Annotated in this window: 22 protein-coding genes; 9 read left to right on the top strand and 13 right to left on the bottom strand. The window is 70.6% G+C overall.

Going from position 1 to position 26,415, the window contains the following annotated elements; all coding sequences use genetic code 11:
• Positions 1-34: 34 nt before the first annotated feature.
• Positions 35-766, bottom strand: a complete 732-nt coding sequence (gene hemQ / locus Q8A52_RS16635; RefSeq protein WP_316752754.1) for a hydrogen peroxide-dependent heme synthase — start codon at positions 764-766, stop codon at positions 35-37.
• A gap of 5 nt (positions 767-771) precedes the next feature.
• Positions 772-2,226: a protoporphyrinogen oxidase gene (gene hemG, locus Q8A52_RS16630; RefSeq protein ID WP_316752752.1), complete on the bottom strand. Its 1,455-nt coding sequence runs from the start codon at positions 2,224-2,226 to the stop codon at positions 772-774.
• Between the two features lie 157 nt (positions 2,227-2,383).
• Between hemG and Q8A52_RS16625 the strand changes: the two genes are divergently transcribed.
• Together Q8A52_RS16625 and Q8A52_RS16620 are read left to right on the top strand one after the other, a co-directional pair.
• Complete coding sequence (locus Q8A52_RS16625) at positions 2,384-3,331, top strand: DUF4349 domain-containing protein (protein WP_316752750.1); 948 nt, start codon at positions 2,384-2,386, stop codon at positions 3,329-3,331.
• Positions 3,332-3,368: 37 nt separating this feature from the next.
• Entirely contained in the window at positions 3,369-4,817 is a 1,449-nt protein-coding gene (locus tag Q8A52_RS16620) for an FAD-dependent oxidoreductase (RefSeq protein ID WP_316752748.1), read from the top strand.
• Positions 4,818-4,823: 6 nt separating this feature from the next.
• Here the strand turns inward: Q8A52_RS16620 and Q8A52_RS16615 are convergent, their stop codons facing one another.
• Positions 4,824-5,108: a hypothetical protein gene (locus Q8A52_RS16615; protein WP_316752746.1), complete on the bottom strand. Its 285-nt coding sequence runs from the start codon at positions 5,106-5,108 to the stop codon at positions 4,824-4,826.
• A 92-nt stretch (positions 5,109-5,200) separates the two neighbouring features.
• Between Q8A52_RS16615 and Q8A52_RS16610 the strand changes: the two genes are divergently transcribed.
• Entirely contained in the window at positions 5,201-6,025 is an 825-nt protein-coding gene (locus Q8A52_RS16610; protein WP_316752744.1) for a rhomboid family intramembrane serine protease, read from the top strand.
• 1 nt (position 6,026) lies between these two features.
• Here the strand turns inward: Q8A52_RS16610 and hemE are convergent, their stop codons facing one another.
• Positions 6,027-7,094 carry a uroporphyrinogen decarboxylase gene (gene hemE / locus Q8A52_RS16605; RefSeq protein WP_316752742.1) on the bottom strand — a complete coding sequence of 356 codons (1,068 nt, stop codon included), beginning with the start codon at positions 7,092-7,094 and terminating at the stop codon, positions 6,027-6,029.
• 96 nt (positions 7,095-7,190) lie between these two features.
• Here hemE and Q8A52_RS16600 point away from each other — a divergent pair, with 96 nt between their 5' ends.
• The 5 genes from Q8A52_RS16600 to Q8A52_RS16580 all read left to right on the top strand — a co-directional run bounded on the left by Q8A52_RS16600 (position 7,191) and on the right by Q8A52_RS16580 (position 13,937).
• Positions 7,191-7,871, top strand: a complete 681-nt coding sequence (locus Q8A52_RS16600) for a DUF3000 domain-containing protein (RefSeq protein WP_316752740.1) — start codon at positions 7,191-7,193, stop codon at positions 7,869-7,871.
• 329 nt (positions 7,872-8,200) lie between these two features.
• Positions 8,201-8,863, top strand: coding sequence for a response regulator transcription factor (locus Q8A52_RS16595; RefSeq protein ID WP_263213751.1), 663 nt, complete (start codon positions 8,201-8,203; stop codon positions 8,861-8,863).
• Between the two features lie 171 nt (positions 8,864-9,034).
• Positions 9,035-10,324, top strand: a complete 1,290-nt coding sequence (locus Q8A52_RS16590; protein WP_316752734.1) for a ribonuclease D — start codon at positions 9,035-9,037, stop codon at positions 10,322-10,324.
• Between the two features lie 269 nt (positions 10,325-10,593).
• Positions 10,594-11,811 carry a thiolase family protein gene (locus Q8A52_RS16585; protein ID WP_316752731.1) on the top strand — a complete coding sequence of 406 codons (1,218 nt, stop codon included), beginning with the start codon at positions 10,594-10,596 and terminating at the stop codon, positions 11,809-11,811.
• Positions 11,808-13,937, top strand: a complete 2,130-nt coding sequence (locus Q8A52_RS16580; protein WP_316752730.1) for a 3-hydroxyacyl-CoA dehydrogenase NAD-binding domain-containing protein — start codon at positions 11,808-11,810, stop codon at positions 13,935-13,937. The genes Q8A52_RS16585 and Q8A52_RS16580 overlap by 4 nt, the downstream gene beginning before the upstream one ends.
• A 69-nt stretch (positions 13,938-14,006) precedes the next feature.
• On the opposite strand, the gene Q8A52_RS16575 is transcribed toward Q8A52_RS16580, so the two are convergent.
• Positions 14,007-14,390, bottom strand: coding sequence for a hypothetical protein (locus Q8A52_RS16575; RefSeq protein WP_316752727.1), 384 nt, complete (start codon positions 14,388-14,390; stop codon positions 14,007-14,009).
• An 18-nt stretch (positions 14,391-14,408) separates the two neighbouring features.
• A complete protein-coding gene (locus tag Q8A52_RS16570) occupies positions 14,409-15,425 on the bottom strand; it encodes a hypothetical protein (protein ID WP_316752725.1) in 1,017 nt (338 codons plus the stop codon).
• A 145-nt stretch (positions 15,426-15,570) separates the two neighbouring features.
• Between Q8A52_RS16570 and Q8A52_RS16565 the strand changes: the two genes are divergently transcribed.
• Complete coding sequence (locus Q8A52_RS16565; protein WP_316752723.1) at positions 15,571-15,951, top strand: NTP pyrophosphohydrolase; 381 nt, start codon at positions 15,571-15,573, stop codon at positions 15,949-15,951.
• 229 nt (positions 15,952-16,180) lie between these two features.
• On the opposite strand, the gene Q8A52_RS16560 is transcribed toward Q8A52_RS16565, so the two are convergent.
• From Q8A52_RS16560 to Q8A52_RS16530, 7 genes are all read right to left on the bottom strand, one after another.
• The gene (locus Q8A52_RS16560) at positions 16,181-17,629 is read right to left on the bottom strand and encodes an ArnT family glycosyltransferase (protein ID WP_316752722.1); all 1,449 of its coding nucleotides are present in this window, start codon (positions 17,627-17,629) and stop codon (positions 16,181-16,183) included.
• Between the two features lie 73 nt (positions 17,630-17,702).
• Positions 17,703-19,226, bottom strand: a complete 1,524-nt coding sequence (locus tag Q8A52_RS16555; RefSeq protein WP_316752720.1) for an amino acid permease — start codon at positions 19,224-19,226, stop codon at positions 17,703-17,705.
• A 154-nt stretch (positions 19,227-19,380) separates the two neighbouring features.
• Positions 19,381-21,309 (bottom strand): 1-deoxy-D-xylulose-5-phosphate synthase, encoded by a 1,929-nt coding sequence (gene dxs, locus Q8A52_RS16550; RefSeq protein WP_316752718.1) that lies wholly within the window; start codon positions 21,307-21,309, stop codon positions 19,381-19,383.
• A gap of 201 nt (positions 21,310-21,510) precedes the next feature.
• Positions 21,511-22,833: a sugar ABC transporter permease gene (locus tag Q8A52_RS16545; RefSeq protein ID WP_316752715.1), complete on the bottom strand. Its 1,323-nt coding sequence runs from the start codon at positions 22,831-22,833 to the stop codon at positions 21,511-21,513.
• Positions 22,830-23,621: an ATP-binding cassette domain-containing protein gene (locus Q8A52_RS16540; protein ID WP_316752713.1), complete on the bottom strand. Its 792-nt coding sequence runs from the start codon at positions 23,619-23,621 to the stop codon at positions 22,830-22,832. The genes Q8A52_RS16545 and Q8A52_RS16540 overlap by 4 nt, the downstream gene beginning before the upstream one ends.
• A gap of 245 nt (positions 23,622-23,866) precedes the next feature.
• A complete protein-coding gene (locus tag Q8A52_RS16535; protein ID WP_316752710.1) occupies positions 23,867-24,970 on the bottom strand; it encodes a sugar ABC transporter substrate-binding protein in 1,104 nt (367 codons plus the stop codon).
• 122 nt (positions 24,971-25,092) lie between these two features.
• Complete coding sequence (locus Q8A52_RS16530; RefSeq protein WP_316753236.1) at positions 25,093-26,292, bottom strand: ROK family transcriptional regulator; 1,200 nt, start codon at positions 26,290-26,292, stop codon at positions 25,093-25,095.
• Positions 26,293-26,415 lie beyond the last annotated feature (123 nt).

Here is a 26,415-nt window from a genome sequence, read left to right as displayed (position 1 = left end):
CCTCGCGGGCCAACCCACAAAACACCGCAGCCGATCAGGCAAGCCCGGCGATCAACTCGCCGATCTCCTTGCGGCGGCCGGTGAAGAACGGGATTTCCTCTCGGACGTGCATGCGGGCCTCCGAGCCTCGGAGGTGGCGCATGAGGTCGACGATGCGGTACAGGTCGTCGGCCTCGAATGCCAGGATCCACTCGTAGTCGCCGAGCGAGAACGAGGCGACCGTGTTGGCCCGGACGTCCGGGAAGCCGCGGGCCATCTTGCCGTGGTCGGCGAGCATGCGGCGGCGGTCCTCGTCGGGCAGCAGATACCAGTCGTAGGAGCGCACGAAGGGGTACACGCTGACGTAGTTGCGCGGCGTCTCGTCGGCGAGGAACGCCGGGATGTGCGAGCGGTTGAACTCCGCCGGACGGTGCAGCGCCATGTTCGACCAGACCGGCTCCAGCGCGCGGCCCAGCTTCGTGCGGCGGAAGAGGTTGTACGCCTCCTGCAGCTGGTCACTGGTCTCGGCGTGCCACCAGATCATGAGGTCGGCGTCGGCGCGCAGACCGGACAGGTCGTACGTGCCGCGGATGGTCACGTCCTTCGAGGCGAGCTGGTCGAACAGCTCCTGGACCTCGTCCGCGTAACCCGCGCGGTCCTCGGGCAGCACGTCCTTCAGCTTGAAGACCGACCACAGGGTGTAGCGGATGACCTCGTTGAGGTCCTTGGCCAGCTTGCCCTTGTTCGGGATCCTGCCGGTCTCGGTGGTGGGGGCGTCGTCACTCATGTCCCTTATTCTCCCGCTCCGCCGTGAAGGCTCTGCACCGGGTTGGCGGTGAGCTCCTGCACACCGCTCGGATCGCCGCCCAGCCGGTCCACGGCGGCGTAAGCGCTCGCGATGCAGGCCGGGATGCCCACGCCGTCGTACTGCGCTCCGCACACGGCCAGCCCCGGCAGTTCGGCGACGTGCTCGCGGATGCGGGCCACGCGCGCGTGGTGGCCGACGGGGTACTGGGGCAGGCCGTCGGTCCAGCGGGTCACGACCGTCCGCACGGGTGTGGCGTCGAGACCGATGGCCGCCCTCAGGTCGTGCCGGGACACGTCGACCAGATGGGCGTCCTCGTGCTCGAGGATCTCCGTCTCGCCGTACCGCCCCACCGAGGTACGCAGGACGACCACGTCGGGGTCCTCCTCGGCGATCCAGCCCCACTTCCGGGAGGCGAACGTAGACGCCTTGATGGTGCGGCCGTCCACGGGCGGGACGAGAAAGCCGCTGCCGTCGGGCAGCGCGGCCTCGCTGCGCCGGTAGGCGAGGGTGACCAGGGCCATGGAGGCGTACTCGACGGCCCGCAGCTCGGCCGCGGCCCCCGGGGACTCCGCGGCCAGCAGGTCCGCGGCCGCGGGCGCGGGGACGGCGACGACCACGGCGTCCGCGTGCAGGACGCGGTCGCCGGCCGTCACGCGCCAGCCGCCGTCGGCGTCCCGGCGCAGCTCCGTCGCCGGCCGCGAGGTGAGGATCTCGCCCCCGCGCGCGGTGACGGACTCGGCGACGGCGAGGGGCAGCGTGCCGACACCGCCCTCGATGCCCATGAACACGGGCCCGCTCTGCCCGCCGACCGCCGCCTTCGCCTGGATCTCGCGGACGGCTTCCGTCAGGGAGTCATGGGTTTGGGCGGCCTGGAAGAGCTGTGGCACCGCCGAGCGCATCGAGATGCGGTAGGCGTCACCGGCGTAGACCCCGCCGAGCAGGGGTTCGACGAGGCGGTCGACGACCTCGCGGCCGAGCCGCGCCGCCACGTACTCCCCGACCGCCACGTCCTCCCCGACCTCGGTGCGGGGGAGGTCGGCGTCGCGCTCGATACGGGCGAGGCCCTCGTCGGACAGCACGCCGGACAGGGCGGAGGCGGTCCCGGGGACGCCCATCACATGCCCCTTGGGCATGGGGCGCAGGGCGCCGCGGGTCCAGATCGAGGCGGTCGCGGTGGCGGGCGGCCGGAGCCGGTCGCCGAGGCCCACCTCGCGCGCGAGCCCGACCGCTTCGGGGCGGCGGGCCAGCATCGACTCGGCGCCGAGGTCGACCCGCACGCCCTCGATCTCCCCGGCCCGCAGTTTGCCGCCGAGTCCGCGGCCCGCCTCCAGCACGGTCACGCGCGCGCCGCGCTCCAGCAGCCGGTGTGCGGCGGCCAGCCCCGCGATACCGGCCCCGATGACGACGACATGCCCCGTGCCCGTAGGTGATCCGCTCATGGCTCCACCCTCTCAGACCCGACCGACAGTCCCGCCAGGGCCATGTGGCCCTGCCGAGTCCCGACCGTGACCGCATCGGGACCGTCCCCGCCAAACGTCCCGGCCCGGCCCGGCGTCGAAGGAGCGTCATCGTCACGACCCTCGGGGGTACTGCCACATGCGCACACGACGTTCCGTACGACCGGCCCGGGCCCTGACAGGGATCCTGCTCGCCGCCACGCTCGCGCTCGCGGGCTGCAGCGGCACGGACTCCTCCGGCGGAGCCACGAGCGACGCCAAGGCAGCCGCGGGAGGCGCGCCCCAGCGGGGCGCCTCCGACAGCTACTCCGGCGATGGCTCGAAGGGCTCCCAGGCGAAGGCACCCGACCTCACCGCGAACCGCATCATCCGCACCGCCTCCCTCACCGTGCAGGTCAAGGACGTGCCCAAGGCGCTGGACGAAGCCCGCGGCACCACCGAGAACGCGGGCGGCTACATCGGCAACGAGAGCACCACCCGGGATGCCCGGGGCCACGAGCGGACCCGCGTGGTCCTGCGCGTCCCCGTCGAGAAGTACGACGAGGTCCTCACCGACCTCCAGGGCACGGGCAAGCTGATCGACCGCACGTCGAAGGCGCAGGACGTCACCGACCAGGTGGTGGACGTGGACAGCCGCATCCGGTCGCAGCGGGCCAGCGTGGCCCGGGTCCGCGCGCTGATGGACAAGGCGACCAAGCTCGCTGACGTGGTCACCCTGGAAGGGGAGTTGAGCAGCCGGGAGGCAGACCTGGAGGCGCTGCTCGCCCGGCAGGCGTCCCTGAAGGACCGTACGAGCCTGGCCACCATCACCCTGTCGCTGTCCGAGACGCCGGTGAAGAAGGCCGCGAAGGACGACTCCCCCGGCTTCACGGACGCGGTGTCCGGCGGCTGGCACGTCTTCGTCACGATGCTGCGCTGGGTCGCCCTGGCACTCGGCGCGGTACTGCCGTTCGCCGCCCTGGTGGCACTGCCGGCGCTGGTGTGGCTGCAGGTCCGGCGGCGCCGGCTGCCGCTCCGCGCTGCTCCCGCGGCCGGGGCGTCCGCGCCGGAGCCGGCGGGCGGCCGGGAACCCGGTGAGGAGAGCTGAGCGAGCCCGAAATGGCGCGTCCCCGTAGCGTGTTCACATGAACATGAGCGGTGGGCGCGGCGGGACGGAACGGCTGGTCGTGATCGGTGGCGACGCCGCGGGGATGTCCGCGGCGTCGCAGGCGCGCCGGATGCGCGGGCCCGGCGAGCTGGAGATCGTGGCGTTCGAGCGCGGCCACTTCACCTCGTACTCGGCGTGCGGGATCCCGTACTGGGTCGGCGGCGGCGTACCCGATCGGGACCGGCTGATCGCGCGCACGCCCGAGGAGCACCGCGCGCGGGGGATCGATCTGCGGCTGCGCACCGAGGTCACGGAGATCGACGTGGACCGGCAGCGGGTACGCGCGCGTGACGTCGATTCCGGCGCCGAGTCCTGGACGTCGTACGACAAGCTCGTGATCGCGACGGGCGCGCGCCCGGTCCGCCCCGACCTGCCGGGTGTGGACGCCCCCGGGGTGCACGGCGTGCAGACCCTGGACGACGGCCAGGCGCTCCTCGACACGCTGGCACGCACGCGTGGCGGCGTCGATTCGGCGCCTCCGGAGCACCGAAGCCGGTATCGAGACCGCGGGCGGGCGGTCGTCGTCGGTGCGGGCTACATCGGGGTCGAGATGGCCGAGGCCCTCATCAACCGGGGCTACGAGGTGACGGTGGTCAACCGCGGCGAGGAGCCCATGGCCACCCTCGACCCGGACATGGGACGCCTGGTGCACACGGCCATGGAGGGCCTGGGCATCACGATGGTCAATGACGCCGAGGTCACCAAGATGCCCACCGGGCCGGACGGCCGGGTGCGCGCGGTGGCCACGGAGGACGAGGAGTACCCGGCGGACGTGGTCGTGCTGGGCATCGGCGTACGCCCGGAGACCGTCCTCGCCGAGGCGGCGGGTCTTCCCCTCGGCCGGCGGCGCGGTCTGCTCACCGACCTCGCGATGCGCGTCCGCGGCCACGAGAACATCTGGGCCGGCGGCGACTGCGTGGAGGTCCTCGACCTGGTCTCCGGCCAGGAGCGGCACATCGCCCTGGGCACCCACGCCAACAAGCACGGCCAGGTCATCGGCACCAATGCGGGCGGCGGCTACGCCACCTTCCCGGGCGTGGTCGGCACGGCGGTGAGCAAGGTCTGCGACCTGGAGATCGCCCGAACCGGCCTGCGCGAGAAGGACGCCCACCGGGTCGGCCTGCGCTTCGAGACGGTCACCATCGAGTCGACCAGCCGCGCGGCCTACTACCCCGGCGCCTCCCCCATGACGGTGAAGATGCTCGCCGAACGCCGCACGGGACGGCTGCTCGGCGTGCAGATCGTCGGCCGGGAGGGCGCGGCCAAGCGGGTCGACATCGCCGCGGTGGCCCTCACTGCGGGCATGACGGTGGAACAGATGACGGCCCTGGACCTGGGCTACGCCCCGCCGTTCTCGCCGGTGTGGGACCCGGTCCTGGTGGCGGCGAGAAAGGCGGCGGCGAAGGTGCGCGCGAGCGCCGACTAGGCCCGGCTAGGCCGTCCCGCTGATCCGCGGGAGGGCGGTCACGCCCGAGGTCGAGGTCGCCGGCGCGGGCTGCTCGCCCGCCGGCTTGGCGTGCGCGGCGGACGGCCGGGTGGACCGCAGTCGGTTGCTGACGGCCTCGTCCAGCGTCACCGGCCGCTGCATCTGCGCGGCCAGCCGCCCGGCCTCCTGGCCGAGTCTGGCGACATCCTCCCAGGGCAGCCGTACGAGAAGGGAGAGCTCCGCCTCCCCGTCGGGCAGAGCATGCATGGGAGGAGTAACTCGCTCGTTCATCGCCTGATCCTCACGTCGGTTGACCAGTGATACGCGTGCGCGGGCGAGCGTGTTCACCGATTCGCGGGCCGCATCGGGGGCACTACTTCTGTGTGGTCATCCCCGTGCATGACGTGAACCCGGTACGCCGCACCCCTTGGGTGACGTATGCGCTCATCGCCGCGACCGTCCTCGTCTTCGTGTCCACGCCCGGCATCGCGGGTTCCGTGGCCGGCGGCAGTGACCTGGCCCAGCTGTGCCACCTCCAGGCGTTCATGGACCACTACGCGGCCGTGCCCAGAGAACTGATCCACCATCAGCTGCCCCGGGCGGTCCCGACGGGCGAGGTGGGGCTGGGCCCGCACGGCCCCGGGTGCGTCGTGGCCCCGCCGCGCTACGCCAAGTCGCCGACGCTGTCGGTGTTCACGGCGATGTTCCTGCACGGCAGCTGGCTGCACCTGCTGGGCAACATGCTCTTCCTGCTGATCTTCGGCAACAACGTCGAGGACCGGATGGGCCACATCCGGTACTTCCTCTTCTACGTCGTCTGCGGCTACGCGGCCGGTTACGGCTTCGCGCTGCTCAACGACTCCTCGGGCGCCCCGCTGATCGGCGCGTCCGGGGCGATCGCCGGGGTCCTGGGCGCCTATCTGGTGCTGTTTCCCAGGGCGCGGGTCTGGGTTCTGGTCCCGTTCCTGATCTTCCTGCCGCTACGGCTGCCCGCCTGGCTGGTGCTGGGCTTCTGGTTCGTGCTCCAGGCGGTGTACTCGTCCGGCCACGGCGTCTCCGGCGCCGGGACGGTGGCCTACGCGGCGCATGTGGTCGGCTTCATGGCGGGGATGCTGCTCGCCTGGCCGCTCAAGCCCGGCACCCCGCCGCCACCGGAGCCGCGCAGCCTGCTGTTCGGCAGGCAGGCCCGGCCCCGGCACACCTGGTGAGTCAGCGGGCGGTCTGCGTGTGGACGTACTCCACGAGCCGGGTCAGGGCGTCCGGGTCGGTGGAGGGCATCACACCGTGGCCGAGGTTGAAGACGTGCCCCTCGAGGCCGGCGGCCGTCTCGAGCACCTCACGCGTCTTGGCCTCGACGGCCTCCTTGGTGGCGAACAGCACCGTCGGGTCGAGGTTGCCCTGGAGCGCCTTGCCGGGGCCGACACGGCGGGCGGCCTCGTCCAGCGGGACGCGCCAGTCGACGCCGACCACGTCCGCGCCGGCCTCGCCCATGAGCTTCAGCAGCTCACCGGTGCCGACGCCGAAGTGGATGCGCGGGACGCCGTACCCGGCGACCGCCTGGAAGACCTTGGCGGAGGCGGGCAGCACCGAGCGACGGTAGTCAGCCGGTGCCAGGGCTCCGGCCCAGGAGTCGAACAGCTGGACCGCGCTCGCGCCCGCCTCGATCTGGACCTTGAGGAAGGCGGCCGTGATCTCGGCGAGGCGGTCGAGAAGGTCGGCCCACAGCTCGGGGTCGCCGTACATCATCGCCTTGGCGTTCTCGTACGTGCGCGACGGACCGCCCTCGACGAGGTAGCTCGCAAGGGTGAAAGGAGCACCCGCGAAGCCGATCAGCGGGGTGGATCCCAGCTCGCGGGTGAGCATCCCGATGGCCTCGGTGACGTAGGAGACGTCCTCGGGGCTGAGGTCGCGCAGCTGGGCCAGGTCGGCGCGGGTGCGGATCGGGCGCTCGACGACCGGGCCCACGCCGGGCTTGATGTCGAGGTCGATACCGATGGCCTTGAGCGGTACGACGATGTCGCTGAAGTAGATCGCCGCGTCCACGTTGTGCCGACGCACCGGCTGGAGTGTGATCTCGGTGACCAGCTCGGGCAGCATGCAGGACTCCAGCATCGGAATGCCCTCGCGCACCTTGCGGTACTCCGGCAGCGAGCGCCCGGCCTGCCGCATGAACCACACGGGGGTGTGCGGCACGGGTTCACGCCTGCACGCCTTGAGGAAGGCGCTGTCGTACGTCGCTGTCGGCTGCTGGCCCGTGGGGCTTCCGTTCGCACTCACGACGGCAAGTCTCGCACGGCCCGGAAGCCGACGTGGCCGCGGCCTTGAGGGTGTCTCTCCCTGCGCGGAGGCCCCGTTCCCCTTAATCTTCCCCGCATGGCTGCGGCTCAGGGACGACTGTCGGACGGCGCTGGCGAAATGGACGACGCGAAGGAGAAGGAGGAGGCGGAGCGGCACAAGGACAATGCGGCTCCACCGGCCTTCCGGGCCGCGGTCGAGGCGCTCAGGGGCGCGCGGCTGCGGCCGCAGGTCGAGGTGGAGCCCACGCCGGCGCCGCAGCGGCTCGCCCCGTTCGCGTACGCCCTGGAAGCCGCGGTGGTCGACGGCGACCAGGACCTCGCCGACGGCCGTCTGGTGCTGCTGCACGACCCGGACGGGCACGAGGCCTGGCACGGCACCTTCCGGCTGGTGACGCTGGTGCGCGCCGAGCTGGAGCCGGAGATGGCCGCGGATCCGCTGCTGCCCGAGGTGTGCTGGTCGTGGCTGACCGGGGCGCTCCAGACGCGCGGGCTGTCGTACGGCGAGCCGAGCGGCACGGTCACGCGCGCGAGCTCGCACTACTTCGGCGGGCTGTCCGAGCGCCCGGCCGCCTCGCAGATCGAGATCCGTGCTTCCTGGACGCCCCGTGAGGGCCTGGGCGGAGTCCCGGACAGCGCGGCGCACCTGGCCTCCTGGTGCGATCTGCTGGCCCAGGTCGCGGGTCTGCCGCCGGCCGCGCCGGGCGACGCCTCGGTGGTGACCCTGCCGCAGCGCCGCCGGGGACCGCAGTCCCGCTGACCCTTCACCCGGCCTTCCGCCCGGCCTTCCGCCCGCTCCATCAGCCAGCTTTTCGGCCCGCTTTCGGCGACCCTCGGTTGATCATCATCTCGTTGACCATCTCTTTGTCGATACGGCCACTTTCAGTCCCGTAACCGCCACTACTCGAGCCGACTCGATCTTCGGATGATCGATCGCGTGTCCGAATTGCACGGATTGTTACTCACTAGATCGTGATCATTCTCTAAAGGCGGACGGGTTTGATGCCGAAGACAGCTGTGACCTTGAAAGCACGGTTCGTCCCGGCTTCATCCCCAGAGCCGGCCCCGTCCCGCACTCCAGGAGGCCTGGTGTCCGTTCTTCTTGAGCAGCCCGCAAGCCTGGTCGCCTACCGCCCGAACAAGCCGACCGCCATGGTGGTCGTGGCCGACCCGCGCGTCCGCTCCACCGTCACCCGCCATCTGTGGGCGCTCGGTGTGCGCGATGTCATCGAGGCCTCGTCCATCGCGGAGGCTCGTCCCCGCATCGGCAACCCCCGCGACATCTGCGTCGCCGACGTCCACCTTCCCGACGGTTCCGGTCTGACCCTCCTCTCCGAGACCCGCGCCGCAGGCTGGCCGAACGGGCTGGCACTGTCCGCCGCCGACGACATCGGCGCCGTGCGCAACGCCCTGGCCGGCGGGGTCAAGGGCTATGTCGTCACCGGAACCCGGACCAACATCGGACTCCCCACCCGGCCCGGCACCTCCCCCATCGGCGCCACCGCAGCCCGTATGCACCGCCGCCCCCCGGGTTCCCCGAGCCACCCGGGTGGCTACCGCGAGCTGTCCGGCCGCGAGGTCGAGGTGCTGCGGCTGGTCGCCGAGGGCCAGTCGAACAAGGCGATCGGCGTCTCGATGGGCCTGTCCGCACTGACCGTCAAGAGCCACCTCGCCCGTATCGCCCGCAAGCTCGGCACCGGCGACCGGGCCGGAATGGTCGCAGTCGCCCTGCGCACCGGGATCATCCACTGAACCGGCCGAAACCGCCCGCCCGAACCGCTGGAGGCCCCGCACCCACCTACTGTGATCGTTCACTCACGTGAACGAGATGTTTCACCGACCTGACTGGTTTACGACCCCCTGACGCCCGTCGACGGAACGTTCCGTCGACGGGCGCTGTCCACGCACAGATACCCTTGACAGGTGACCGACGCCCAAGACACCGCAGCCGACATGCCACTGCGCACCACCGGAGGGACCCCTCCGGACGACGGCGGATCGTCTGCGGCGGGGACGCCGATCCCTTTGCTCGAACCGCGTGAGGGCATTCCGCCGGTGATCGCCGACGAGGCCTCGCTGGCCGAGGTGATCGCCGCCTTCGCCGCCGGCTCCGGCCCCGTCGCCGTGGACGCCGAGCGTGCCTCCGGCTACCGCTACGGCCAGCGCGCCTATCTGGTGCAGCTGCGCCGCGAGGGCGCCGGGACCGCACTGATCGACCCCGTCGCCTGCCCCGACCTGTCCGGTCTCGGCGAGGTTCTGTCCGGTGTGGAGTGGGTACTGCACGCCGCCACCCAGGACCTGCCCTGCCTGCGCGAGATAGGCATGGTGCCCAGCCGCCTGTTCGACACCGAGCTGGCCGGCCGGCTCGCCGGGTTCCCCCGGGTCGGCCTGGGCGCGATGGTCGAGGGCGTGCTCGGATACGTACTCGAGAAGGGGCACTCCGCCGTCGACTGGTCGACCCGGCCGCTGCCCGAGCCGTGGCTGCGGTACGCGGCCCTGGACGTCGAGCTCCTCGTCGACCTGCGCAACTCCCTGGAGAAGGAGCTGGACCGGCAGGGCAAGCTGGAGTGGGCCCGCCAGGAGTTCGACGCGATCGCGACCGCCCCGCCCGCAGAGCCGCGCAAGGATCCCTGGCGTCGTACGTCCGGGATGCACAAGGTGCGGCGCCGCCGGCAGCTGGCCGTGGTGCGGGAGCTGTGGGAGACGCGGGACCGGATCGCCCAGCGGCGGGACGTCTCGCCCGGGAAGGTGCTCAGTGACACCGCGATCGTCGAGGCGGCGCTCTCCCTCCCGGTCAATGAGCACGCGCTCGCGGGGCTGAACGGGTTCGGGCACCGGATGGGGCGGCGCCAGCTGGAGCAGTGGCAGGCCGCTGTGGATCGTGCCAAGGCGCTCACGGACGCACAGCTGCCGCAGCCGGGGCAGCCCGTCGCCGGGCCGCCGCCGCCCCGGGCCTGGGCCGACAAGGACCCGGCCGCCGCGGCTCGGCTCTCCGCCGCGCGCGCCGCGGTGTCGGCGCTGGCCGAGCGGCTCACCATGCCCCAGGAGAATCTCATCGCCCCGGACACCGTGCGGCGGCTCTGCTGGGAGCCGCCGAAGTCTGTCGACATCGACTCCGTGAGCGGTGCGCTCTCCGGGTATGGCGCGCGGCCGTGGCAGGTGGAGCAGGTGACGCCGGCGCTCGTCGACGCACTGTCGGTGAAGGACGCGTAACCGCCCCAGCGGTTAGTGACGCACTGCGGGCGTCGAGATCACGCCAAGATCCTGGGACGCCCCGGCCGAGGAGAGGTGGCCGCCTTCGACGAGGCGGCCCGGCTCCACGCGCTTCCTGATGACGGGCGCATCCCCGCCGATGTGACGTTCGCCGCTCCCCGCGTCAGGGGTGTGCAGCTACGTTACCCACAAGTAGCATGGGTCCTGAGCGCGCGCTCAGCGCTTGCGCGTCGCAGCAGTGCCATCCCGCACCCTGGAGGAGAGCCATCGTGCCTCGTACCGTCAGGGATGTCGTCTTCGTCGACGGCGTCCGCACCCCGTTCGGCAAGGCGGGCCCGAAGGGCATCTACCACGAGACCCGCGCCGACGACCTCGTCGTGAAGGCGATCCGGGAGCTGCTGCGCCGCAACCCCGGTCTCGACCCGAAGAAGATCGACGAGGTCGCCATCGCCGCGACCACGCAGATCGGCGACCAGGGCCTGACCCTCGGCCGCACCGCCGGCATCCTCGCCGGTCTCCCCCAGTCCGTCCCGGGCTACTCGATCGACCGCATGTGCGCCGGCGCCCTGACCGCCGTGACGACCACCGCCGGTTCGATCGCGTTCGGCGCCTACGACGCCGTCATCGCCGGTGGCGTCGAGCACATGGGCCGCCACCCGATGGGCGAGGGCGTGGACCCGAACCCGCGCTTCGTCAGCGAGAAGCTGGTCGACGAGTCCGCCCTGTTCATGGGCATGACCGCCGAGAACCTGCACGACCGCTACCCGACCATCACCAAGCAGCGTGCCGACGAATACGCCGTGCGCTCGCAGGAGAAGGCCGCCAAGGCGTACGCCAACGGCAAGATCCAGCAGGACCTGGTGCCGATCTCGGTGCGCCGCACCAACCCCGAGGCCGGCGAGACCGGTTGGGGCCTGGTCACGGCCGACGAGCCGATGCGCCCGGGTACGACCCTGGAGAACCTGTCCGGCCTCAAGACGCCGTTCCGCGTCCACGGCCGGGTCACCGCGGGCAACGCGGCCGGTCTGAACGACGGCGCCACCGCCTCCATCATCGCGAGCGAGGACTTCGCCCGCGAGAACAACCTGCCGGTCAAGATGCGCCTGGTCTCCTACGCCTTCGCCGGCGTCGAGCCCGAGGTCATGGGCTACGGCCCGATCCCGGCCACGGAGAAGGCCCTCGCCCAGGCGGGGCTGTCCATCTCCGACATCGGTCTCTTCGAGATCAACGAGGCCTTCGCCGTCCAGGTCCTGGCCTTCCTGGAGCACTACGGCATCGCCGACGACGACGCGCGCGTCAACCAGTACGGCGGCGCCATCGCCTACGGCCACCCGCTGGCCTCCTCCGGTGTCCGTCTGATGACGCAGCTGGCCCGCCAGTTCGAGGAGCAGCCGAACGTCCGCTACGGCCTGAACACCATGTGCGTCGGCTTCGGCATGGGCGCGACGGTCATCTGGGAGAACCCGCACTTCGAGGGGGACAAGTGAGCACCACCGCTGAGCTTTTGAAGGGTGCGGCCGAGCTGTTCCCCGACGAGGTCGTGACGTCCGCGCACGTACGCCACCTCGACCTGCCGTTCGGCGCCGGGCGCTTCGCGCTCGTCACGCTGGACAACGGCTTCGACCACACCAAGCCGACCACCTTCGGCCCGGCCTCGCTGGCGAACCTCAACACCGCCATCGACCAGGTCGAGGCGGAGGCCGCGGCCGGTGACATCGTCGGCGTCGGCATCACCGGCAAGCCGTTCATCTTCGCGGTCGGCGCCGACCTCAAGGGCGTCGAGCTGCTGAAGAAGCACGAGGACGCGCTGGCCATCGGCAAGGGCGGCCACGAGGTCTTCAAGCGCCTCGCGGGCCTCGCGGTCCCGACCTTCGCGTACTACAACGGTGCGGCGATGGGCGGCGGCGTCGAGGTCGGCCTGCACTGCTCCTACCGGACCGTCTCCAAGGCGATCCCGGCGTTCTCCCTCCCCGAGGTCTTCCTGGGTCTGGTCCCGGGCTGGGGCGGCTGCACGATCCTGCCGAACCTGATCGGCGCCGACAAGGCCGTCTCGGTGATCATCGAGAACAGCCTGAACCAGAACAAGCAGCTGGGGGGCCAGCAGGTCTTCGACCTGGGCATCGCCGACGCCATCTTCGAGGGCGCCGACTTCCTGGAGCAGTCGCTGCTCTGGACGGCCAGCGTCCTCAAGGGCGACGTCGAGGTCGAGCGCCCGGTGATCGACCGCGGCGAGGGCTGGGACCAGGCCGTCGCCAAGGGCCGCTTCATCGCGGACTCCAAGGTGCACGGCGCGGCCCCGGCCGCCTACCGCGCCCTCGACATCATCGCGGCCGCCAAGAACGGCGACCTGCAGCAGGGTTACGACGCCGAGGACAAGGCGCTCGCCGACCTGATCATGGGTGGCGAACTGCGCTCCGGCATCTACGCGTTCAACCTGGTGCAGAAGCGCGGCAAGCGCCCGGCCGGCGCCCCGGACAAGAACCTGGCGCGCCCGGTCACCAAGGTCGGCGTGGTCGGCGCGGGCCTGATGGCCAGCCAGCTCGCGCTGCTCTTCCTCCGTCGCCTGGAGGTCCCGGTCGTCCTCACGGACATCGACCAGGAGCGCGTCGACAAGGGTGTGGGCTACGTCCACGCCGAGATCGAGAAGCTGCTGGGCAAGGGCCGTATCAACCAGGACAAGGCCAACCGCCTCAAGGCGCTGGTCACCGGTGTCCTGGACAAGGCCGAGGGCTTCTTTGACGCGGACTTCATCATCGAGGCCGTCTTCGAGGAGATCGGCGTCAAGCAGCAGGTGTTCGCGGAGGTCGAGGCGGTCGCCCCGGCGCACGCGATCCTCGCGACCAACACCTCCTCCCTGTCGGTGACGGAGATGGCGTCGAAGCTGAAGAACCCCGAGCGGGTCGTCGGCTTCCACTTCTTCAACCCGGTCGCCGTCCTCCCGCTCCTCGAGATCGTCCGCGGCGAGAAGACCGACGACGCCTCGCTGGCCACCGCCTTCGCGGTCGCCAAGAAGCTGAAGAAGACCGCGGTCCTCACCAAGGACGCCCCGGCGTTCGTGGTGAACCGCATCCTGACCCGCTTCATGGGCGAGATCCAGAACGTCATCGACGAGGGCACCCCGGTCGAGATCGCCGAGAAGGCCATCGAGCCGCTCGGCCTGCCGATGTCCCCGCTGGTGCTGCTGGAGCTGGTCGGCCCCGCGATCGGTCTGCACGTCTCGGAGACCCTCAACCGGGCCTTCCCGGACCGATTCAAGGTCTCCCCGAACCTCGCGGCCGTCGTCAAGGCGGGCAAGCGCGGCTTCTACGTCTACGACAGCGGCAAGCCGGAGCTGGACCCCGAGGTCGCCGCGCTGCTCAAGCAGGGCGATGTCGTCCTGACCGAGGAGCAGGTCCGCGACCGCGTCCTCGACGCGGTGGCCCAGGAGATCGGGCTGATGCTCGACGAGGGTGTCGTGGCCGAGGCCCAGGACATCGACCTGTGCCTGATCACGGGCGCCGGGTGGCCCTTCCACCTGGGCGGCATCACGCCGTACCTGGACCGTGAGGGCGTCTCGGAGCGGGTGAACGGCAAGAAGTTCCTGGCTCCGGGCGTGGCGAGCGTCCCGGCGTAACCGGTTCCGCGGCGTTCTACGAACGGACGATGCCCGGCGCACCCGAGTGGTGTGCCGGGCATCGGCGTCTCAGGAAGCGGGCGGACGCGCGTCCTCGACATGGACGACGTGCAGTTCCCGGCCGTCCTCGTCGCGCTTGGACCGGCCGTGGATCCCGACGGCCAGGTGCGAGGGGTCGTCGGGTTCGTCGGGACCGACGAAGGTGACCACGTCCGGGTGATGGCCCGTCACCAGCCAGCCCTCGCCGCTCTTGAGCTCCAGCACGCGGAAGTCGCCCGCCGGGCCGGCCACCTGCACGGGGCCGAACTCCCGCAGGAGCTCGGTGGCCCGCTCGGCGAGTTCTCCCTCGGGCTCCTCCAGCACCACACAGGTGCCGTGCTCGTAGAGCACCCATGATGTTCCGGATCCGGCGAGGAGACTGCGCCATGTCTCGATGAGTGTCTCGGTGTCCACGCGGTCATCTTCGCGCACTCAGACCTCCCGCCACGCCTCCAGTGCCAGCCCCGGCTCCTCCTTGCGGCGGGTGACCAGGAGTTGGCCGGTCGACGGGGACAACGTTGCCGCTGCCACACGGTCGTTCTCGTTCAGCGCGAGGCCGACCAAGGCGTCCGCGGGGAGCTGCGGACCCGACTCGGTCCACCAGGCACCCGCCGTCTCGTCCTCCGTGGGATACGCGGCGAAGGCCACGCGGCCGCTCGACGAACGCTGGGCGAGGAGGGTGCAGTCGTGGCCGTCCAGTTCGCAGCGGACCGCCGCGACCGGGCCGTCGCCGGACGCGGGGAGCAGGGCGACCGGCTTGCCGCCGGGGCGCCAGGCGCAGATGTCGCCCGAGTCGTCGGTGTAGAAGAGGGTGGTGCTGTCGGGGGAGGTGGCCAGGGCGTGCAGGGTACCCGGGCGGGCCGGGGCCTCCAGCGCCTCCTCCAGGACCGGCTCGGTGCCCGGTTCCGCCTGACGCCAGTGCAGTACGGCGCCGGGGACCGCCGCGTAGAGCTCGACCCGGCCGGACTCCCCCGTCACCGCCGCGAGTTCCTCCTGGACGTCCCGGCCCTTCAGGTCGCGCCAGGGGTCCCAGCCGCCCTTCTCCTTCTGGGCCAGCAGACTCACCCCGCCGTCCTTGTTGCGTACGAAGACATGGGCACGGCCCTCCGCGTCCACGGCGACCGCCGGGATGCCGGTGCGGTCGCCCTTCTTGTCGGGGTGTCCGACCGGGCTCCAGTCCAGTGCGGCGAGATGGGGCCGGAAGTGGGTGGAGTGAACCAGCCCCGACTCACCGGCCGCCGTGGGCCGCCAGGAGACCAGATGGGCGTAGCCGTCGGCGCCCTGTCCGACGGCGAGCGCGGGGTGCAGCCTCTGGTCACCGCCGACCTTCCGCGGGGCGCCCCAGGGACCATCGGGACCGCGCTCCGCCCGGCACAGGACGGCTTCGCCCGACGGCAGGTAGACGCTGAGCCGGCCGTCACGGCCGCGTATGAGCCAGTCGCCGTTCACCGCTTCACTCTATGCCGGACGAACCGCCGACAGGGTCCCGCCCCCTGCCGGTCACCACAACGGATGCCCTGGAGGCCGGAGGACCGAGGTGGCCGCGCCGGTGTTCAGTGGTGTTCGGGCCGCGTCGCCGTGGGACGCTTGGCGTATGGACGAGGATGCCCCGTTGCTCGTGATCGTCGATGCCGCGAACGTGGTCGGGTCGGTGCCCGACGGATGGTGGCGGGACCGGAAGGGGGCCGCCGAGCGGCTGCGGGACCGGCTGGCGTCGGAGGGACTGCCCGGTCATCCGAACCCCGTGGAGATCGTGCTGGTCGTCGAGGGCGCGGCACGCGGAGTGGAGTCCGCACCCGGCCTGCGGGTGGAGTCGGCGCGGGGCAGCGGCGACGACCGTATCGTCGAACTGGTCGAGGAGAACCGCGGCCGACCCACCCTGGTCATCACGGCCGACCGCGAACTGCGGGGCCGGGTGACGGAGTTGGACGCGGAGGTGACGGGCCCACGGGCGGTGCTCGGCGGCACGCCCTGAGTCAAATCCCCGTCGTCCGCCAGGAGGACGGGCCGGGCGGCGTCATGGGGGTCCCCCTGCCCGAGCGAAGCCGAGAGCTCGGGGGAGCGTGCTCTCGGCGTGCCGGGCGCAGGCCCTCGGACCGGATGTACTTGGGGCTGTGCCCGGTGCGGCGAGTGGGGGTCCCCCTGCTCGAAGAGCTCGGGGGAGCGTGCATGGCGTCGCCGGGCAGGCGGGGATACGACATGGCCTAGTCCCGCGGCACCCGCGCGTACAGCACCGCCCCGTCCACCTCCCCCACCGGCTCGTACCGTGCGGCAAGCAGCCTGCGCAGATCCGGGACGCGTTCCGGGGCGTACGGCTTGCCCCTGGAGTCGTCGACCACCAGGGCCGGTGCGTGGGTGGTCATTTCTTCGCGGAACACGGGCCAGGTGCCCTGGACGGCGTACTTCTCGCCGACCTGGGGGCCGTTGCGGCCGCCGCTGTAGTTGGTGAGGAGCCCCGCGGTGAGATAGCGGCTGGCGGGGGCACGCTCGGACAGCCAGTACGTCTCCGGGTGTATCCCCCACACGAGGACCCGGTCCGTGAGCGCCGTGCGATGGGCCACGGCGGAGGCGAGGCGCTGGACGTGGGTGAGTTCGGGGCGGGGTGCCAGCAGACCCCAGGCCAGGAAGAGGACGCAGCTGCAGGCCGAGGTGAGGACCGCCGGCGCCAGCCGTTCCCGGGGCAGGATCTGCAGCGCGGCCGTCGCCAGCAGGGCGAGCGGCGGGATGAGTTGCAGGTAGTAGTGGCCGAAGAAGTGGAAGCCGAGGAGGACGGCCAGGGCCGAGGAGGCGAGCCACAGCCACAGGTCGGCCGCGCCCGTGCGGGCCAGCCGCAGCGCCCGTACCACCGGCGGGATCAGGCCCGCGCAGGCCACGGCCAGGATCGCCGTGTTGGTCAGCGCCCGGACCAGGACGTGGAGTTCGGACCCGGTGAAGGAGGCGTACGCCCCCGAGCCGGTGACCGTCCAGAAGACGAAGCCGGCCGGATCGGTGACCAGGGCCGCGCCCAGCACCGGCAGGGCCACCCCGGCGACCAGCCGCAGCACCCCGCCGCGCGGCGCGCCGTACCGGTACGCAAGCCACAGCACCGGCACCAGCACCGCCCCGCCGGTCTGCTTGGTGAGCAGGGCGCAGGCGACGGCCGCCCCGGCCGCGCCCCAGCGGCGCCGGTCCGCGCACCACATGGCGGCGGCCGTGCAGGGCAGCATGAACACCTCGAACGTGGCGGCCTGCGCGTCCTCGGGGTTGAGCCCCACGGAGACGAGCAGATACAGCACCCCGGCCGTCCGCCCCGCGGTGTCGCCCCACCGGCGCCGGGCGAGCGAGGCCAGCAGGACGGCGGTGAGCAGCTGGGCGAGCACTGCGAGGATCCGTACCGCTGTGAGCGTTCCGGAGCCGCCCAGCGCGAACGCGGCCTGGTACAGCCACGGCACGAGCGGCGGCTTGCGGTCCACCACCGTCTCGTACAGCTGCCCGCCGTGTGCCAGTATCCGGGCCTGCACGGCGAGAAAGCCCTCGTCCGGATTCCACAGCGGCCGCGCGAAGGACGGCACCCGGGTCACGCAGGCCAGGGCCGCCAGCAGCGGCAGCAGCCGCGTCCAGTACGCCTTCCCTGCGACTACGGAACGTGGTGGGGCGAGCGACACGGCGGACATGGGGAGCACGCTATCCGGCCCCGCGGTCCTCACCGAAGCAGGACATACGGAGCCGGTGCGTCCGCCGGGCCGACTACGGAGCGTCTCCGCCCGGCGGCCTGCCGACCTCTTGGGGCGACGTCTCCGCGTGGCGTCCGAGGCGGCTGTGCGAGCGGCCGTACGCGAAGTACACGACGAAGCCGATCACCATCCAGATGGCGAACCGGAGCCAGGTCTCGGCGGGCAGGTTCAGCATCAGCCAGAGCGTGGCGGCGACGGACAGGATCGGAACGAAGGGCACCCACGGGGTACGGAAGGCGCGGTGCAGGTCGGGGCGGGTGCGGCGGAGGATGATCACGCCGAGCGCGACGACGACGAAGGCGAACAGCGTGCCGATGTTCACGAGCTCGGCGAGTTCGCTCAGACTGGTGAAGCCCGCGATGACCGCGATGAGGACGCCGAGCAGGATGGTCGGCCGGTGCGGGGTCCGGAACCGGGGGTGGACGATGGAGAAGAAGCGGGGCAGCAGCCCGTCGCGGCTCATCGCGAAGAACACCCGGGTCTGACCGAGCAGCAGGATCATGCAGACCGTGGTCAGGCCGACGACGGCACCGAAGCTGATCGCGCCCGCGTACCAGGGGTGGCCGAGGGCCTTGAAGGCGTCGGCGAGCGGGGCGTCCACCGAGAGATCGGAGTAGTGCTGCATCCCGGTGACGACGATGGACACCGCCACGTACAGCGCCGTGCAGATGAACAGGGATCCGAGGATGCCGCGCGGCATGTCCCGCTGCGGGTTCTTGGTCTCCTCGGCGGCGGTGGCCACGACGTCGAAGCCGATGAAGGCGAAGAAGACGACGGATGCGGCGGTGAAGATGCCCATCACGCCGAAGTTGGACGGCGCCCAGCCGACCATCAGTTGGATGAGCGGCGCCTTGAGAGTGCCCCCGGCCTCCACCGGCTGGGCCTTGGGGATGAACGGCTTGTAGTTGTCGCTGTTGATGAAGAAGGAACCGGCGATGATCACGATCAGGACGACCGTCACCTTGATGGCGACGACCACTTCGGTGACCCGCGCGGACAGCTTCATGCCGATCACGAGGATGGCGGTGAGCACCAGGACCAGCGCGGCGGCGAGGATGTCGAAGCCGAAGCCGTGGGCCCCGTCCCGGCCGGCGAGGTAGTCGGGCAGGTGCCAGCCGGCGTTGTCGAGGAGCGAGCGCATGTAGCCGGACCAGCCGACGGCGACCACCGCCGTGCCGAGCGCGAACTCCAGGACGAGGTCCCAGCCGATGATCCAGGCGGGCAGTTCACCGAGGGAGGCGTACGAGAAGGTGTACGCGGATCCGGCCACCGGGACCGTGGAGGCGAACTCCGCGTAGCAGAGCGCGGCCAGGGCGCAGACGACGCCGGCCGCGACGAAGGCCAGGGAGACGGAGGGGCCCGCGTTCTCCTTGGCGACCTTGCCGGTCAGGACGAAGATGCCGGTGCCGATGATGACACCGACGCCGAAGACGGTCAGATCCAGCGCGGACAAGGATTTCTTGAGCGCGTGCTCTGGCTCCTCGGTATCGAGGATGGACTGCTCCACCTTTTTCGTCCGGAAGAGGGAACTGCTCACGGGGTACCTCCCACGCTTGTCGTCCTCGACATGATCGAGAGGGGGCGTGGTACGTATGCCCCGGAGCGTGGGCATTCACGCAAATGGGCCGGTTTCGCCACTCTTGGCAGTGGCAAAACCGGCCCGGAAGGCCGCCTTCCCGCTTCCTCTGTCGCTAGTCGCGCGCGGGCTCCACCGAGTCGACCTCGCTCGTCGGGCGGTCGAAGCGGCCGTCCAGCTTGGAGACCAGGCCGGTGACCTGGCGGGCGATGTCGGGGGCGGTCAGCCCGATCTCGGCCATGACCTCGGCGCGGGAGGCGTGGTCGAGGAAGCGCGGCGGGATGCCGAAGTCGCGCAGCGGGACGTCGACGCCGGCGTCCCGCAGGGCCTGGGCGACGGCCGAGCCGACGCCGCCGACCCGGGAGTTGTCCTCGACGGTGACGACCACGCGGTGCCGTTCGGCGAGCGGGGCCATGGCCTCGTCGACGGGCTTGACCCAGCGCGGGTCGACGACGGTGGTGGAGATGCCCTGCCGGTCCAGCAGGCCGGCGATCTCCAGGCACATCGGGGCGAGGGCGCCCACGGAGACCAGCAGCACGTCCGGGGTGTCGGTGCCCGGCTCGCGCAGCACGTCCATGCCGCCGACGCGGCCCACGGCCGGTACCGCGGGACCGACCGCACCCTTCGAGAAGCGCACGACGGTCGGCGCGTCCTTCACCTCGACGGCCTCGCGCAGCTGCGCGCGCACCTGGTCGGCGTCGCGTGGCGCGGCCAGCCTGAGCCCCGGCACGACCTGAAGGATCGACATGTCCCACATACCGTTGTGGGAGGCGCCGTCGGTGCCGGTGATGCCCGCCCGGTCCAGCACGAAGGTCACGCCGCACTTGTGCAGGGCCACGTCCATCAGCACCTGGTCGAAGGCGCGGTTGAGGAAGGTGGCGTACACGGCGAAGACGGGGTGCACCCCGCCCGTCGCGAGGCCCGCCGCGGAGACGGCGGCGTGCTGCTCGGCGATGCCGACGTCGTACACCCGCTCCGGGAAGGCCTTGGCGAACCGGTCGAGTCCGACCGGCTGGAGCATCGCGGCGGTGATGGCGACGACGTCCTCCCGCTCGTGACCCAGCTTGACCATCTCGTCGCCGAAGACGGAGGTCCAGTCGGCGCCGGAACTGGCGATGGGCAGGCCCGTGTCGGGGTGGATCTTGCCGACGGCGTGGAACCGGTCGGCCTCGTCCTGGAGGGCGGGCTGGTAGCCGCGGCCCTTCTCGGTGAGGCAGTGCACGATGACCGGGCCGCCGAACCGCTTGGCGCGGGCCAGCGCCGACTCCAGGGCCTCGATGTCGTGGCCGTCGATCGGGCCGACGTACTTCAGGCCCAGGTCCTCGAACATGCCCTGCGGAGCGATGAAGTCCTTCAGGCCCTTCTTCGCGCCGTGCAGGGTCTCGTAGAGCGGCTTGCCGACGACCGGGGTGCGCTCCAGGACCTCCTTGGTGCGGGCCAGGAAGCGCTCGTAGCCGTCGGTCGTGCGCAGCGTCGCGAGGTGGTTGGCGAGGCCGCCGATGGTCGGCGCGTACGACCGCTCGTTGTCGTTGACGACGATGACCAGCGGGCGGTCCTTGGCGTCGGCGATGTTGTTCAGCGCCTCCCAGGCCATGCCGCCGGTGAGCGCGCCGTCGCCGATGACGGCGACGACATGACTGCCCTTTTTGCGCAGTTCATTGGCTTTTGCCAGACCGTCAGCCCAGCCGAGCACCGTCGAGGCGTGCGAGTTCTCGATGATGTCGTGCTCGGATTCGGCCTGCGAGGGGTAGCCGGACAGACCGCCCTTCATCTTCAGCTTGGAGAAGTCCTGCCGGCCCGTGAGCAGCTTGTGCACATAGGACTGGTGGCCCGTGTCCCACAGCACCTTGTCCTTCGGGGACTCGAAGACGCGGTGCAGGGCGATGGTGAGCTCGACCACGCCCAGGTTGGGTCCGAGATGTCCGCCTGTCTTGGAGACGGCGTCGACGAGGAAGCTCCGGATCTCCTCTGCCAGCAGGTCCAGCTCCTCCAGGCTGAGCCGGTCCAGATCGCGCGGTCCCCTGATGCGGGTCAGCAGCGGCACCCGTGCCTCCTTGCAGTAGAGCTGATCGAGCTGTTGCCGGGCTTGTCGAGTCTAATGTTCCGCCTTTGCGGCCGACGCCCGGGCCGTGCGTCGTACGTCACGCGAACGGCCGTACCCACCAGAAGCGTTCCCGGGACACACCTGTGCCCGGCACCGCCATTGGCGCCGGGCACAGGGGTCTTGCGAGGGACCGCGACCGCGTTATGCGCGGCCGGCCGCCTTTTGGCTCTTGCGGGAGACCGAGTCGATGACGACGGCACCCAGAAGCACTCCACCGGTGATCATGTACTGGATGGAGGTGTTCATGTTGAGCAGGTCGAGTCCGGTCTGGATGGACTGGATGACCAGCATGCCCAGCAGGGCGGACCAGACGGAGCCGCGGCCGCCGAAGAGGCTCGTACCACCGATGACGGCCGCCGCGATGGCGAGCATCAGGGTGTTGCCACCACCGGCGTTGAGCGTGGCGCTCGCGGTCTGGCCGGCGAAGAACATACCGCCGACCGCCGCGAAGCCGCCGGAGATGGCGAACACGGTGATCCGGACCATCGGCACGCTGATACCGGCACGGCGCGCGGCCTCGATGCCGCCACCGACTGCAAAGACCTTCCGGCCGTAGGTCGTACGACGCAGCACGAAGTCGACGATCACCAGCGCGGCGAGGAAGATCACCAGGGCGTTGGAGACACCGGAGGCGTTGTTCAGCACGGCCGCGGCGGCGAAGGACGCGATGGCGAGCAGGACGACCCGGATCAGGATCTCGCTGGTGGGCCGGAAGGGCACACCGGCGGCGCGGCGGCGGCGCTGCTCGTTGAAGGAGCCGACGGCCATCAGGACGACACCGAGGCCCGCGAGCAGGTAGGCGCCGACGATGGCCTGGTCCATGAAGAAGGAGCTCTGGCCGAGCAGGTGCACCGGGCCGGAGTCGCCCGGGATGTTGATGGTGCCGCTGTCGCCGAGGAGCCACAGCATCAGACCGTTCCAGCCGAGGAAGCCGGCCAGGGTCACCACGAACGCCGGTACGCCGATCTTGGCGAAGAACCAGCCCTGCAGCGCGCCGATGGCGACACCGGTCACGATGGCCAGGACCAGCGCCAGCCAGCCGTTCATGCCGTGGTTGACGACGAAGACCGCGAACACGGTGGACGCCAGACCGCTGACCGAGCCGACGGAGAGGTCGATCTCGCCGAGCAGCAGCACGAACACCAGGCCGATGGCGAGCATGCCGGTGGCCGAGAGGAAGTAGCTGATGCTCGACAGGTTGTCGGCGCTGAGGAAGAGGTCGTTCTTCAGCTGGAAGATCGTCCAGATGACGACCAGACCGACGAAGACCGGCAGCGAACCGAGCTCGCCGCCCTTGATCTTGCGCTTGAACTCGGTGAGGTAGCCCTTGAAGCCCTCTTCGCGGACCAGCAGGCGGGGGTCGACGACGGCGACCGGCGCGGCCGTGGGGTCGTCGGCGGGGGCCACGGTGTCCTGAACCGGGGCGGCGGGGTCTACCTTCTCGACCTTAGACGTGTCACTCACTTTGCCGCCTCCGTGGTGCGACGCTCCGCACGACGAGTCACGGCGTTGTCCGTGGCTCCCGTGATCGCGGCGATGATCTCTTCGTGGCTGGTGCTCTTCACGGGGAAGGAACCGTTGTTCTTGCCCAGGCGCAGGACGGCGACGGTGTCCGCGACAGCCTTCACGTCCGCCATGTTGTGGCTGATGAGGATGACGCCGAGGTTGCGCTCACGCAGCCGCTCGACCAGGTCGAGGACCTGCGCGGTCTGCTCGACACCGAGCGCGGCGGTCGGCTCGTCGAGGATGACGACCTTCGGGTCACCGATCAGGGCGCGGGCGATGGCGACGACCTGGCGCTGACCGCCGGAGAGGCTCGCGATCGGGATGCGCACGCTGGGGATGCGGATCGAGAGCGTGCTCAGCAGCTCACGGGCCTGCTTCTCCATCGACACCTCGTCGATGACTCCCCGGTGCAGCAGCTCGCGACCGAGGAAGAGGTTGCCGACCACGTCGAGGTTGTCGCACAGCGCGAGGTCCTGGTAGACCGTCGCGACGCCGAGTCCCTGGGCGTCGTGCGGCTTGTTGATGCTGACCGGCTTGCCCTCCCACTCGATGACGCCCTCATCGATGGGGTGGACACCGGCGATCGTCTTGACCAGGGTCGACTTTCCTGCGCCGTTGTCGCCCACCAGGGCGACCACTTCTCCGGCGTGGACCTCCAGCTCGACGTCGGTGAGGGCCTGGACCGCACCGAATCGCTTGGAGACTCCGCGCAACGCCAGCACGGGCGTAGCGGACACGTGAACCATCTCCTTCGCCGCCTGACCGGCGGGGATGCCGCGCTTGGACAGGCGCGGAGGGACGTGCACAAAGCACGAGGTTTACAAGATGAACATGCGCGAATCCGCTGCCCTTGGCAACGGTTCCGTCCGACGCCCGTCCCGGCAGCGGGGTATGTAGGCCGGGGCGGGCGTCGGAGGGGTTCGCGGGACCGCCGTGGGCGGTCGGGGCCCGGTGAGGCTCGTACGCGCCTCACCGGGCATGGGCCGAGTGATTACTCGAGGCCGGCGGCCTTGCAGGCCTTCGCGAACTCGGCGGTGCAGATGTCCTGGACGGTGTACAGCTTGTCCTTGATCACCGTGTCCTTGATGTTGGCCTTGGTGACCGACACCGGGGTCAGCAGCTGCGAGGGCACCTTGTCGCCGGAGCCGCTGGTCAGCTCCTGGTTGGCGAGGGACTTGATGTCCTTGCCCTGCAGCAGGTTGACCGCGAGCTGGGCAGCGGCGTCCGCCTCCGGCTTGAAGGCCTTGTAGACGGTGGAGGACTGGGTGCCGGCGACGATGCGCTGGATGCCCGCGAGCTCCGCGTCCTGACCGGTCAGCGGGATGCCGCTGATGCCGGCGCCCTTCAGCGTGGTGGCGATGCCGCCGGCCATGCCGTCGTTGGCGGCGTAGACGCCCGCGATCTTCTTGGCGCCCAGCTGGGTGATGGCCGCCTTCATCTTCTGCGCGGCGACGGTGTCCTTCCAGAGGCCGGACTGCTCGTAGGCGATGTCGACCTTGCCGTCGAGGATGTTGTGGGCACCCTTCTTGAACTGACCGGCGTTCGGGTCGGCGTCGTCACCGTTGATCATGACGACCTTCGACTTCTTGTCGGCCTTGGAGCCGAGCGAGTCGAGCAGCGCCTGACCCTGGAGCTCGCCGACCTTGACGTTGTCGAAGGAGACGTACGCGGAGACCGGGCCCTGGGCGAGGCGGTCGTACGCGACGACCTTGATGCCCTTGTCGACGGCGGTCTGGATGGAGGACTTGATGGCGGCCGAGTCCTGGGCGCTGATCACGAGGACCTTGACGCCCTTGGTGATCATGCTGCTGACCTGCTGGGCCTGCTTGGCCGCGTCACCGGCGGCGTTCGCGTACTCGACCTTGCAGTCCGAGCACAGCTCCTTGACCTTCGCCTCGAAGAGCGGGTGGTCGAACTTCTCGTAGCGAGCGGTCACGCTGTCGGGGAGCAGCAGACCGATGGTCTTGCTGCCGGAGGAGCTGTTGCTGCTCGACGAGTCGTCCTTCTTGTCGCCGGCCTTGCCACACGCGGCCATGGACAGTGCCATCGAAACCGCGGCCGTACCGATGACGACTCTGCGCATCGTTGCGTTCATTTGGGGGTGCCTCCCTGACAGGGCCGCAACGCTGCGGCCGAGGTGGCTCGAAGTCAACTCGGCCGCAAGTTCGACGTCAAGAAGTAAATACTTAACGAGATGGCAACGGCGTCATGCGTTCTCTAAGTGAAGGCAGGTGCCGCGGCAGCCAGAGTACCGTCCAAAAGGGTCGAATCGCCCATCTCGCTGAGGGCGAGGGCAAGCGCGCCGAGCACCTCCGCACGGCCCCCGAGTGCCCCTGGGAGCACGGAGAGCTGGCGGGCGGCACTGGGGATCGCATAGCGGCTCACGGACTCCCTGATGGGCCCCAGAACCAGCTCTCCGGCCTCCGCGAGATCACCGCCGAGGACCACCCGGCTCGGGTTCAGGAGATTGCAGAGATTGGCCACTCCACTGCCGATGTGGCGGCCGACGTCGGCGATCACCCGACGGCAGCCCGGATCACCGTCCCTGGCCAGCCGTACGACGCCTTCCATGGTCAGGTCGGTGCCATGACTGGACTGGAGCAACGGGAGCACGTAGCGCGCGGCCGCGAACGTCTCCAGGCAGCCGCGGTTGCCACAGCGGCAGACCGGGCCGGACTCGTCCAGCGTAATATGCCCGATTTCACCCGCCGTACCGCCGGGCCCGCGATAGATCTTCCCCTCGATCACCAGGCCGGCGCCGACACCGCTCGCGACCTTGATGTAAGCAAGATCACGGACCCCCCGGCCGCTGCCCCAGACCAGCTCGCCCAGGGCGCCCAGGTTGGCGTCGTTGTCCACGTGCACCGGCACCCCGAGCCGCCCCTGCAGCTCCTCGGCGGGTCTGGTGCCGCTCCAGCCCGGCAGGATCGCGGACGAGCCGAGCGTGCCGGACTCCAGATCGATCGGGCCGGGTACGCCGAGACCCACGCCGGCGATCTTGGAGCGATCCACTCCCGTTGCCCCGATCAGGCGGTTGACCAGCTGTTCCGCCCGGTCGAAGCCCTGTGCCGCGGAGGCGTCCACATCCAGTGGCTCGGACTCCTCGGCAAGCACCTGATGGGCCAGATTGCCGACCGCGACCCGTAGATGGGTATGGCCGAAATCGACACCGATCACTATCCCCGCGTCCCCGCTCAGAGAGACGCTGCGTGCCCTGCGGCCCCCCGCCGACGTGGGCGTGACCTCGACCGTTCCGCCGTCCTTCAGCTCCCGCACGATGTTGGAGACGGTCGCTGCGGACAAACCCGTGGTCCTTGCGATCTCCGCCTGCGTGAGCGAACCGGCGAGTCGTACGGCGCGCACGACCCTCTCCAGGTTGGCTCGGTGCAGTGATGACTGCGACCCCGGAGTCTCCACGACGACCTCCTGCGCGCGGGACCGCTTCGGCGAGGCCCCGTCTATGTCCAACTAGTGAACTCTAAGCTGAGCCGTTCGGGTCGGCTCCCGTCAAGAGGTTGAACTGTTTCCGGGGTCTTGCCC

The sequence above is a fragment of the Streptomyces herbicida genome, from assembly GCF_032656585.1.
GTDB classification, from domain to species: Bacteria; Actinomycetota; Actinomycetes; order Streptomycetales; family Streptomycetaceae; genus Streptomyces; species Streptomyces herbicida.
Note: the sequence above shows the minus strand (reverse complement) of the source record. Positions and strands in the feature narration are given on the sequence as shown.